Origin of the sequence: Archangium sp. (genome assembly GCF_036389735.1) — a bacterium.
GTDB lineage: Bacteria > Myxococcota > Myxococcia > Myxococcales > Myxococcaceae > Archangium.
The window spans coordinates 1-10,656 of sequence record NZ_DASVWK010000299.1; the positions used below are offsets into that span (position 1 = coordinate 1).

The window sequence follows — 10,656 nt, forward strand, 5'->3', positions numbered from 1 at the left end:
GGGTCGTCTTCATGCGCCCGCCCAGCACGTTCAACCAGGGCAGCTCCTTCTTCACGGCGGGCTTGGCTCCCGGTGAGGGTGAAGGGCCAGAACCTCCCGTTCCCTGGGTTGTCGCGCATCCGGTGAGGAGCACCAACAGCACCACCGCTCCGGCCAACTTCATGGGAAGTCCCCGTGGTGATGGCCACCCCCTGATGGGTTGCCAGACCAAGGAAATACCCGGTGGGTCTGACACACGCCGGAGCGTCAGGACTCAGGGGAAGGTCACGTTGCCGATGGTGACGAGCCGCATCCCGCTCTCGTCCCACAGCTTCAAGGTGAAGGGGCCCCGGACTTCCCGGGCCGTCAGCTCCAGTTCCACCACGAGCACGCCCGGCGTGTCTGCGCCCGGCAGGATGGGCGAGGGCTGCCAGCTCACCTTCACGGGCTTGGGCTCCTGGCCCTTGCCCACCAGCGCCGCATCCTTGAGCGCCCAGGACTGCGTGCCCTGGTTCACCAGCATCACAGCCACGGCCACCCGCACCACGTTCTCCGCGTGTGTCGTCGAGCGATAGCTGATGACCTTGTTGATACCGAGGGCGTTGCTCGCGTGGCGGGTGACACCTCTCGTGATGTCCTCGGCCTTCACGCTCTGGTTTTCCACCGCCATCAACCCGCTGGCGATCAGCCCCGTGAGGCCGCCCGGCCCGTGCTCCAGCCGCATCCGCTCCAGCTCCTGGCCGAGCTGCTGGGATTTCTTGCGCTCTTCCTGGGTTTCCCGCTGGTAGTCCTCCACGGTGCGCTTGAGGCGGAACACGTTCACCTGCCGTGTCCCGAGCGCGAGGTGGGCCACCAGCATGAACGTGGCGCTCGTCGGGGCCGCCCCATCCGCGAAGCGCACCACCACCTTGAACCGCTCCCCGGTCTGGAGGTCCGCTGGGGGATGAAGGGTGAAGCTCCGCATCCCTGGCGCCACGTCCTCGAACCGCTCGCGCTCTTGCAGCTCCAGCGAGCCCGGCACCAGCGGCGAATCGAAGCGGAAGGTGATGGGCAGCTCCGGGCTGATGCACACCTCCTGCACCTCGCCGGTGGGCTCTGCTGGCAACTCCACGCGGGACGGTGACGCCTCACAGTCCGGGAGATGCGGCTGGGCGGTGGCGCTGGCCCCCGTGAGGAGCACCAGCGCCAGGAGGGCGGCGGGGGACAAGACGGACACGGAGCGGGGACCTCACGCAAGGGGGACGAGACCGGAGACGTGGCCTCTACCACACCTTCCCCCCTGGTAGTGCGTGGGCCGCATCCAGCTTACGGCCCGCCAACCGCCAGGACGGTCCTACTCGAAGCGGTCCACCGCCTCCACATCCACGATGGAGAAGATCAGGGCATTGTCCGGTGAACTCCCTGGCTCCATCTCCGTACCGGGACCGGGCTTGTAGTACCCACCGCCTCGCTTTACCAGACTCGGCCCGGTGACGATCTGCATGCAGACCTTGTACGTGTCCCCCTGGGGCGTCTGGGCCTCGGTGAAGCGTCCGTAGATGCGACCGTCCCCGAAGGAGAGGCGGCCTTGGAGAACGGTGCCCCCCGGCAGCTTTCCCCATGAGTCGCTCAATTTCACCGACGTGGAGCCCTCGCGCACAGGGATGGGCCCGTGCTGGCCGACGTGGGGGAAGACGACTTGATGAGAAAGCGTCCCGTGAATGGTGATGCCGAGCGTGTTGGTCATGGTCTCGACCGCACCCGCCGGGCACGCCTCGGCCTCCGGGCCGAGACGTACCTGGGCACCAGGACAGGCCATGTTGGCGGCAGCGGCGGCACCGACACACCACTTCGCCACGGGTGAAAGCGCCCCCTTCTGCTTCGTGTCCCCCTGGGGGCTGGGGGCCTGCGGCTTCTTCAAGGCGTCGTCCTTGGGTCGCGTCACCAGCGAGGCGACGACCGCAGGGGTTTGCTTCGCCGGGGGCGGAGCTGCGGCCTGTTCAGCTTCCGGCGGCGGCCACGAGGGCGCCACTTCCTGACCGAGTAGCGAATTCAACGTCTGGGAGGGGGTGGACAACGCCACGGGTGGGGGCTCGGGCTTCCACCGCTGAGCGAGCCACCACCCGGCCAGGGCCGCGCCCATCAGCACGGCCATCCACACCAACGCACGTCGAAACGCCTGGAGCGCCATGGCCTGCACGGGCACGTCCGCCACCGTGGCCGGAGTCGGTGTCGCCGGGATGGGCTCCACGGGTGGCACGGCAACCTCGGGCTTCTTCTTCCGCTCTGCGGCTCCTCGGCGGCCTCTCCTCGGTAGACGAGGCCCGTCATGCAAGGGCACCCGCCAGGAAGCCTCCGCACGGGCCAGCAGGTGCGTCAGCTCCTTGCCCAGTTCCAGGACGCTCGGGTAACGCTTCTCCGGCTTCTTCTCCAACAGCTTCATGCACAGGTCACTCACCACCTGCGGCACGTTGGGGTTGACGATGTGCGGCGGCAGAGGCTCCTTGTTGATGACGGCATTCACCGAGGCCTCGTCATCCCACGCCACCTCGAAGGGGAAACGACGGGTGAGCAGCCGGTAGAGCACCACGCCCAGCGCGTATTGGTCGTCCGCCTTCCCGGGCCGGTAGGTGGCTCGTCGCTCGTTCCAGTGCTCCAGTCCGAAGCGCCACGCCTCCGGGCTGCGGTAGTTGGGCGTCCCCGGGGGGAACATGCCCTCGGTGATGGTGGCCTGTCCCTCGCGCTTGGCGGCCCCGAAGTCCAACAGCACCGGCTCCCCGTCGCTGTCTCGCACGATGATGTTGGCCTCCTTCACGTCCCGGTGGACGACGCGCTCGTCATGCACCACGGCCAGCCCCCGCACCACACCCACCATCTTGCCCATCACGGCCAGCGTGTCGGGGTTCTCTTCCCAGGCCCACACGTCGAGCGGGCGGCCCTCGACGTACAGCATCTTCAAGCAGAAGAACTCGGGCAGCACGGGCGGCCAGTAGCTGAAGCCCACCTGCCGCACGAGGTTCTTGTGCTGGAAGTACATGGCGAGGGTGCCCTCGCGCTCGGCCCACTGCTTGGCCCGGTGGAGCGGGACGAACTTGAGGGCCAACAGGGTGCCACTCAGCTTGTCCCGTGCCCGGTACACGGTGCCGTAGCCCCCTCTATCCACCAGCTCTTCGATGATCGCGCCGTTGACGCTCGTGCCGGGCGGCAGGTCCGGCATGTCCCGCTCGTTCATGGCGCCCACGCTAGCAGCTCACCGGGGCGGATACCTACCCCGTGAGACTCCCACGCGGAGCCAACTTCTCGGACAGGGCGGCAACTCCCTGGTGAGCGGCGGCATAAGGCCCATGGCGAGATGGACAGGTACGTCCCCGTCCAGCCACCCCATTACCTGCCGCCCGCGTCGTGCCTGGAGTTCCAGGGGAAGGGAGGTGAAGACGACGATGGGCACCGTGAAGAAGCTGGCTACCTCACCGCTCACTCGCCGGGTAGCAATGGCCATCCTGCTCGAGCTGGCCGAGCACCTGCGGGAAGTGATGCGACAAGGGCGGTGAAGATGCCCGGAGGCGAGGCACGGTCCCCGCTGCACCAGCACCCTTCGTGGTGTTCCCGGTCTCGTCCGGGTGGTGTGGCGGGGGCCAGGTCGTCGGTGGCACCAGCTCCGGTGCAACGCCACCGCCGGAGGTTCCCGGTCACTTCTCCCGGTAGTCCTCGAGTTTTTTAGGTGTCAGGGGCGCCCGTACCCCTCGTGCGCGAGGAGAGGCACGGCTTACCCTGGGTCCCCCCATCAGGAAGGTCAGGGCGTAGGCCAGCGGCCGGGAGGGCGTGCAGATCGCCGGATGGTCCCCAAAAAATTCGAGCTCCACCCCATGCCCGGAGGGCTCGATGAAGACCGGGGCCTTGCAAATTGGACCCGAGACAAGGGAACCACTGTCCCCCTGGGGTGGGGGCCTCTCCCGAATTCGATAGCTCTACCGATTAGCGAGCCAGGGCGAAGATGGTCCGCGAGGGGAGTCAGAACGAACCCAAGCCGGTACACCCCTGCCGTTGCATCAGAGTTAATTCCTGATGACGCCAGACTGAGGGCCGTCCCTCTACCGGAGGAGAAGGAGAGGGACGGCTCTCGTACCCAGTCTTAGGGCTTCTTGCCCGTCTCAAGGTACGACTTCGGCACTTTTTCCGACTGGCTGGGGTAGTGGTACGTCCACGCTCTCCAAACCATCGCCAGCAACACGCTCACAACAACAAGCGCGATAAGGACGATGGCTTGCTCCGGGCTGAGCTGCGACAGTGCCTCCAAGATCCCCTGGGTTTTAGATTCCGACACAGCCTCTCCTGTTCTTCATTTGAAGTTTCAAGGAGGGCCTGGGTTTTTGACGTGGAGCTGCCCAAGCACTCCTGCGCTCTGCACCCCTTGCCCGCTTGGCGGTGCGGACAAGGTGATTAGGTTCCTCATGGGTCGTTGACGGGTGTAGGCGTTTGCGCGATATCAACCTCCGTGCTTTTTGACGTGGGGCTGCCCAGGCAGTCCTGCTGAGGAGCGTCTGCTTGGCGGCGGACGCTCCTCTTTTTTTGCCTGAAGTTGCTTGCCTGAAAACTTGGGACGAAAGCACCCCTATGCAAGCAAGCTCCGTACACCGCCAGCGGTTCACACCGGACAGACTGAGCGGAAACACCAGGAACTTCATGGGTTTAGGAGCACGTGCTGGTCCCGTGAACGTGACTACGAGCTGCCCGTCCGGGCGCTTCAGTGTCAACAACACCCCACTTCAAGAGCGCGTAAATGGCCATCTCCCACCTTCCCACACCCCAGACAATGGAGCGTGAGTGGATGAGATGGTGATGGTGACAATGTGTGCTGGAGTCGGAAATTGGCGGAGAAGGCCCTAAGGCACCATTCGGTATGTGAAGACGGTGCTCGCCGCCTATTTCAATAATCGAAGGCGCACGCGCAGCTGCGCGGCCTCGGGCGTGTTCTCCGTCTTCGTGTTGGCCAGCTCGGCGCGCAACTGGTGGAAGATAGCGAGCTGGCGCTGCATGGTGCCCTCCAGTGTCCGACGGGCCTTCTCCAGCTTCCGCAGATCTGCATCTTCGAGCAGCAACACCTCGGCGGCGAGCCGTTCACGCAGCGGCCCGAGAACGGCCTCTTCTTCGGCCAGCTTCATGGTGAGGGCGCCTTTCACCACCCGGGCCATGTTGCCCAGGTTCTCGTAGATGGCCGGGGGGATGCGCTCCGTCTCCTCGTTCTCCTGGGCCGTCTTGAGCACGAAGGCCAGGGGCTCCACCACGGCCATCGGCAGGCCCGGCACCTCGCGCAGCACGGTCACTGTCTTCTCCACCCCGGTGAGGAAGGCCTTCGTCCTCTCCGCGTCCTTCGGCGGGGTGGGGATGGCCTCCACGGACTCGACGAAGGCCGTCATCATCGCCAGTCCCATGCGGGTGTTGTCGTAGGTCTTGAACTCGTCCGTCTTCTCCAGCTCCTCCTCCAGCCGGGCTCGCATCCGGCCGTTCTCCACCCGGCTCAACCGCTCCAACTTCCAGCTCGTGTCCGCGAGCTGCGCGACACTGGCGGCCTCGGGCATGGTGGTTGGAGCCAACGCGGAGAACCACGAGTCCAGGAACGTCTCGTAGGCGGCCGGGTCTTCACCGGGAAGAAGAAGATGGGCGGCGGAGAATCCGAAGCGGATGGAGTTGAGCGAGGAGGTGGCCTTGCCCTCCAGCGTCTTCGGGCCGTGGGACTTGGCCCCGTTGATCGCGGCGGTGGCAGCCTGTCGGGCAGAGCGGACGGTGGGGTTCATACGAGGATTGTCCCGCTGGGCCAGCGGGCGTGGGAAGGGCTACTTCTTGGGACGGGGAAGAGGGGAAGAAGACGAGGGACCTCGCCGCTTGTGGCTTCGGCTCTGCCCACGCTTGGAGGAGCGGGAGTCGGGATTTCACCCCAGGAGTCGTCGACTTACTCGGCCGCTCGCGCCGGTCGAAACAGGAGGGTTTCCGGGTCGGTTTCGTAATGACCCCAGCCCGCCCTGTCGGCCTCCGCCATCAGCGCGCGAGCGACAGCGAGGGAAGGCAGTCGAGCCTGCCCGCGCGCGCCCTGAAGAGAGCCGTCGGGTCTGCGCCAGATGAACCGGTATCCTTCCTCCTTTTTCCCATCGGTGTAGACGTAGCGACAGCGCTGAAAACACAGGGTCCACTCGTGGTTCTCCGGCCGCGCCTGCACCTCATCCAGCACCGTCACCCGCCCGTTTACACCTACAGCTCTACCTTCCTCACTCATCGTCCACTCCATAGTCAGAGATCGGCATGCGGCACACCCACATGCACACACACGCGTGCACAGCACATGCGCGACGCATGCGCTACACATGTGTAGCTCATCAGCGGCTGATCAGCAAGTGCTCCTGCTGGCTGTCACTCGCGGGGGCCGATTCGTGGAAGACGCCGGTAGTCGCGCCAGCGGGAAAGGGCCAAGTCCACCGAGGGCCGTTTCTTCATCTTCGCCACCACGCCCACGGGAATCTCCAAGTCGGCGGCCACGGCCTCATTGGGCTGGGTGTGCATCCGGTGTTTCACCAGGGCCCGGACGAGCGCGGCCTCGGCGGGAGTGCATCCCCTTCTCTCCGCCCTCTTGCCCAGGCCCAGCTTGATGTCCCTTCCCCGCCGCTGGGTGTTCACCCTCGGGATGGGCTGGCCGCTGTCGAGGTGATCCACTTCTTCCGCGAGACGGGGCAGAGCCGTCTTCAACTTCTTCTCAGCCTCCCGGAACTCCCCCTCTTCTTCGGGTGGACGAGGTGAAGACGAAGACGAGGGCCGCGTGAGCTTCCCCCGCTTCAACAACCGCACCAGCTCCGTGAACGAGGGCTCGCGCACTGGGCCGGGTGCATGGGGACGGTACAACCCGCCGTAGTCCTCCCTCTCCCGGGGCGAGAACTTCTGTCGCTCCAGCCGGTGACGTTCCGCATGTACGCGACGGTGAAGAACTTCGAGATTCGAGAGCTGGGCGTTGAGTTTGTCGTGGTCCCGATGATGGATGACGTGGCCCTGGTTGATGGGCCCGTGGTGCTGCATCCACACGAAGACGTGCAACGGGCAGATGGGCTTGTGCGTCTCCTGCTGGAACACCCACGGGTAATCCGGGTCATGCTCGGGCGCGAGCAGGAAGTAGAAACCGTGGGCCACGATCTGATGGACCATCCTCCAGTCCACCTTCATCCCCTCGTAGGTGAAGGGCTTCACTCTTCTATGCGGTTTCACGGCAACACCAGCGGTAGGTGGGTAGTACGGGGCTCGCGTAGCGCGTGAGGGAGGAAATGGGCCGCGCAGCGGCCAGTTTCCCCTCTTGGATACACGCGCAGCGAGCCCCGTCTAAGTAGACGGAACTTCCATCGGCATTCTCACTCGAACACCGATGGAAAAACCTTCAGGGCGCGAAACTGGTCCAGACCCAACCCACCCACCATCTGCGAGCTTGTCCACCTGTCCTTGGTGGCTTTCTCAGGGCCACCCCACTCACTCCGTCCAGCAAGCTCCCCCTGCCGACCAGGATTCGGCTGCGGCCGAAGACTCCAACGCATCCCCCTCAAGGGGGAGCCAGGGATGCGTCCTCCGTGGCGTGGAGGCTACGTTTTCCGTCCCTTCGTCACGGGGAAGAGATGCCCGGCATCGTTCTCGCTTTAGAACTCCGTAACTCTCACGGGGGAGCACGGCCCGGCCTCTGACTTCGAGTGTCCCGAAACCCATTGGCCAACGAGAGGCCGCACCAACTCGGGGTTCACTCCGTCTCCCTCCGTTTCCGCGCCCATTGACCAACCGTTGGTCGCACCGGCGTTGCTCGGCTAAGCGGAGGGTGACGGCTTCCGTCAGAGCACACCCGGAGGGTAACGCCACCCGCACGAGTGTGCAAAGCACGACGCGGTGGGGGCGCCAACGCCGTGAAGCACTTCCGCCTCGGGGACAAGCAGGCGAGCGGCCTACCCGTGGGATTCCACCTATGGCTCCCTACCTTTCGTTGATACGAGAGCGGTCTCAATGGACGAGAACGACAAGAAGGACGGCTCGGCCACCTCCCAGGGTTCGGCGGCGGACAACCCGCCCGGCACGTCGTCTCCTGCTGGCGAGAAGCCCAAGCGGGCGTTGGTGCTGCGGGGGGCCATGTGTGCTCCACCTCCGCCACCTCCACCAGAGTACCTCCGTCTTCCGCTTCCCGTGAGGCGGGGGCGTCCCGATGGATGGGTGTGCCGACGATGCACGGAGTGGTGGGACTGGCACCCGTACCGGCCTCCGAGAGAGCAGGAACTCGATATGCCCTGTGTTGAATGCCACAAGGTGATGGAGCCCGAGGAGCGCGCGGTGGAGGTGAACCGGCACCTGCTGGCGCGACTCAGCGAGGGCTCGGCCCTCCCGGTCCTGCCGGTCCCCACGGTGTCTCCAGTCCCGGGCCGCCAGCAGCGCAAGGCCAGCTCTGGGCTGTTGTCGAAGAAGGAGGCCGCCCGTCGCCTCGGGGTGGACCGGGCCACCACCCTGGCGCAGTTCATCACCTCGGGCCGCATCAAGACGGTGGACGTCAACGGGCGCCAGCGCATCCCCGTGTCCGAGATCGAGCGCATCTTGAGCGAGGGCCTCCCCGCTACCGGGCCGCAGCCCTCCAGGTCTCGCCGGGCCCCGAGAACGGCCACGTCCAGGCCCTCGGACTCGCCCGGGGCCGAGATCCGCAAGTTGAAGTTCTGACCAGGGCCTTCACGGTCCTCAACTTCCACCACGGAGATGCACATGCCGCAGGAAGAGACACGGCAGTACGTGCGAGTGGGTGGTTCAAAGAGCAGCCCCTCGGTCCTGCTCAGCTCGGACCACACGACGAGGGGCTGGAATGTCCACTGGGAGAACAACTCCAGCTACTGCGACTCCGAGGAGAAGGCGCTTGCGTTGGCCAGAGAAATCCTCGGGGGAGATATCGTGCTGGTCTCCGTCCTGCCGTAACCGGGAGCAGCAATGAGCAGGGAAAAAGAGAAGCAGTTAGAGGCCGAAGCGAAGAGACGCGTTGCTCGGGAAGAAAAGAAGCTCCACGACAAAACCTCTCGAAACATCTACCCGGGCAATTGCAGGTCCTGCCAGGAGCCGGTAGCCGCACAGCAAGGCTACTACTTCAACAAGACGCTGTACTGCGATGGGTGTGGCTCCGAGATCCTGTTCACCGGACCCTAGAAGTACAAAGTTCCTTTCGAACCCCGAGCGGCCATGGGCAAATTACGGGCAACCACATCGCCCATTTTCGACGGTTCCAACCCCCTCTCCAAGGGAGGAATGGTGGTCCGCCCGTCATTTTCACGACTGTTAATCACTAGGTCCGAGGTTCGAGTCCTCGTCGGGGAGCACAAAGAAGGGCGTCAGACGAAAGTCTGGCGCCCTTTTTCTTTTGCCCTCCCCTGCCCGCGGGCACAACCCGGGCAACTGAGCACGTGGGCGACCACGCTCCGAGCGGCCATGGAGCAGCTCAAGCGGTTCGAGACCGACCCGGAGCACTTCAACCCGGCGGGCTCGTCCCACGAGGAGTTCATCTACCTCGACGCGCCGCTCGCGGCTGAATTCCTCGGCTACTCGCGCGACGTGGACAAGAACAGCTCCACCTGGGTGAAGAAGCAGCAGGGCTATCTCGCGTGGTGGGCCGACCAGTTCAAGGGCCGGGACCTGCGAAAGGTCACGCTCCTCGACGACATCCTCCCCGCCCTGGAGGGAGCGAAGGCCCGAGGGCATCGGATTGCGGTCCTCAAGCGCGTCTACTCCTGGTTGCGCAAGGTGAAGCACGTCCTCTCGGTGGCCGAGGATCCGACCTTCGGGCGACTCACCGTGCCCCAGGCCAGGCCCGAGCAGTGGAAGCGGACCAAGGTGATTCCCCGGGAGCACTACTTGCTCGCCCACGAGCACCTTGCGCCTCACTGGCGCGACGGGATGGACGTGCAGGCGGGCACTGGCTGGCACGTCTCGGAGCTGGTGCGCTTCGCCAGGATGGGCAGCGTGGAGCCCTACCGGGGCGAGGCCGAGGGGATCGCGGGCGTACTGGTGTGTCCGCAGACCAAGAGTGGCGAGCCCTTGCGCACCGCCGTGTCCGCCGACGTGCTGGAGGCCGGGAAGCGGCTGCTGGAACGGGGCTCGTTCAGCTTCGAGAAGTACACGCTGGCCATTAAGGGAGCCTGCACGGCGGCGGGCATCCCGCCGTTTACTCCGGGAAGGTTCCGGCACTCCGTCGCCACCTGGGCCATCGAGAAGGGTGCGGACCCGGCCTCGGTGGCGGCATTCCTTAACCACAAGAGCCCGACCACCACGCGGCGCTTCTATGCGACGCACGCTGTCCCGGCGAAGATTCCCACCCTGGCTTAGGACGACACCGAGAGCGACAGTTTCCTAAACCCGCTTGTCGCGGCGAGGTGAAGACTACTCCGGCGGTCTGACGGGGCTTCGGCCTCGGCCAGGCCCTTCGTTGTTTAGGGGGTCTCCACCACCCCAAGGTTCCGCTCGGCTTTGAACTTGGCGTCGTCCGGGTCGGAGAACGGTCCACGCCCGACTGCCTCGGGAAAGCAGGGGCTCGCTAAAGGTCAGGTGGCTGCTATCCAATCGCGGGAAGCCTGATCAAAAGTCAGACTCGACTTTCGCCATTTTGAGGAGAGCAGGCAGGTAAGCGAAGAGAGACTGAGCGGAGGAGGAGGGCGG

Annotated in this window: 9 protein-coding genes; 4 read left to right on the forward strand and 5 right to left on the reverse strand. The window is 65.2% G+C overall.

All coding sequences use genetic code 11. The features are described from left to right. Positions 1-253: 253 nt before the first annotated feature. Together VF794_RS10595 and VF794_RS10600 are read right to left on the reverse strand one after the other, a co-directional pair. Positions 254-1,195, reverse strand: coding sequence for a DUF2381 family protein (locus tag VF794_RS10595; protein ID WP_331109337.1), 942 nt, complete (start codon positions 1,193-1,195; stop codon positions 254-256). 117 nt (positions 1,196-1,312) lie between these two features. Then, entirely contained in the window at positions 1,313-3,190 is a 1,878-nt protein-coding gene (locus VF794_RS10600; protein WP_331109339.1) for a serine/threonine-protein kinase, read from the reverse strand. Positions 3,191-3,386: 196 nt separating this feature from the next. On the opposite strand from VF794_RS10600, the gene VF794_RS10605 reads away from it, so the two are divergent. After that, positions 3,387-3,509: a hypothetical protein gene (locus VF794_RS10605; protein ID WP_331109340.1), complete on the forward strand. Its 123-nt coding sequence runs from the start codon at positions 3,387-3,389 to the stop codon at positions 3,507-3,509. Positions 3,510-4,880: 1,371 nt separating this feature from the next. Here VF794_RS10605 and VF794_RS10610 read toward each other — a convergent pair. The 3 genes from VF794_RS10610 to VF794_RS10620 form a co-directional block, all read right to left on the reverse strand. Continuing rightward, positions 4,881-5,753, reverse strand: coding sequence for a hypothetical protein (locus VF794_RS10610; protein WP_331109342.1), 873 nt, complete (start codon positions 5,751-5,753; stop codon positions 4,881-4,883). Between the two features lie 155 nt (positions 5,754-5,908). Then, entirely contained in the window at positions 5,909-6,190 is a 282-nt protein-coding gene (locus VF794_RS10615) for a hypothetical protein (protein ID WP_331109344.1), read from the reverse strand. A 173-nt stretch (positions 6,191-6,363) separates the two neighbouring features. Beyond that, entirely contained in the window at positions 6,364-7,188 is an 825-nt protein-coding gene (locus VF794_RS10620) for an HNH endonuclease signature motif containing protein (RefSeq protein WP_331109346.1), read from the reverse strand. Between the two features lie 1,065 nt (positions 7,189-8,253). On the opposite strand from VF794_RS10620, the gene VF794_RS10625 reads away from it, so the two are divergent. The 3 genes from VF794_RS10625 to VF794_RS10635 all read left to right on the forward strand — a co-directional run bounded on the left by VF794_RS10625 (position 8,254) and on the right by VF794_RS10635 (position 10,326). Then, the gene (locus VF794_RS10625) at positions 8,254-8,679 is read left to right on the forward strand and encodes a helix-turn-helix domain-containing protein (protein WP_331109348.1); all 426 of its coding nucleotides are present in this window, start codon (positions 8,254-8,256) and stop codon (positions 8,677-8,679) included. A gap of 42 nt (positions 8,680-8,721) precedes the next feature. Beyond that, on the forward strand, positions 8,722-8,928 hold the full coding sequence (locus VF794_RS10630) for a hypothetical protein (protein ID WP_331109349.1): 207 nt from the start codon (positions 8,722-8,724) through the stop codon (positions 8,926-8,928). A gap of 504 nt (positions 8,929-9,432) precedes the next feature. Further along, positions 9,433-10,326, forward strand: coding sequence for a tyrosine-type recombinase/integrase (locus VF794_RS10635; protein WP_331109351.1), 894 nt, complete (start codon positions 9,433-9,435; stop codon positions 10,324-10,326). Positions 10,327-10,656: the final 330 nt, after the last annotated feature.

Bases quoted from the DNA above. Each gene is read 5' to 3' on its own strand.
- VF794_RS10600 (WP_331109339.1), bottom strand. From the start codon at position 3,190: ATGAACGAGCGGGACATGCCGGACCTGCCGCCCGGCACGAGCGTCAAC.
- VF794_RS10635 (WP_331109351.1), top strand. From the start codon at position 9,433: ATGGAGCAGCTCAAGCGGTTCGAGACCGACCCGGAGCACTTCAACCCG.
- VF794_RS10625 (WP_331109348.1), top strand. From the start codon at position 8,254: ATGCCCTGTGTTGAATGCCACAAGGTGATGGAGCCCGAGGAGCGCGCG.
- VF794_RS10630 (WP_331109349.1), top strand. From the start codon at position 8,722: ATGCCGCAGGAAGAGACACGGCAGTACGTGCGAGTGGGTGGTTCAAAG.
- VF794_RS10610 (WP_331109342.1), bottom strand. From the start codon at position 5,753: ATGAACCCCACCGTCCGCTCTGCCCGACAGGCTGCCACCGCCGCGATC.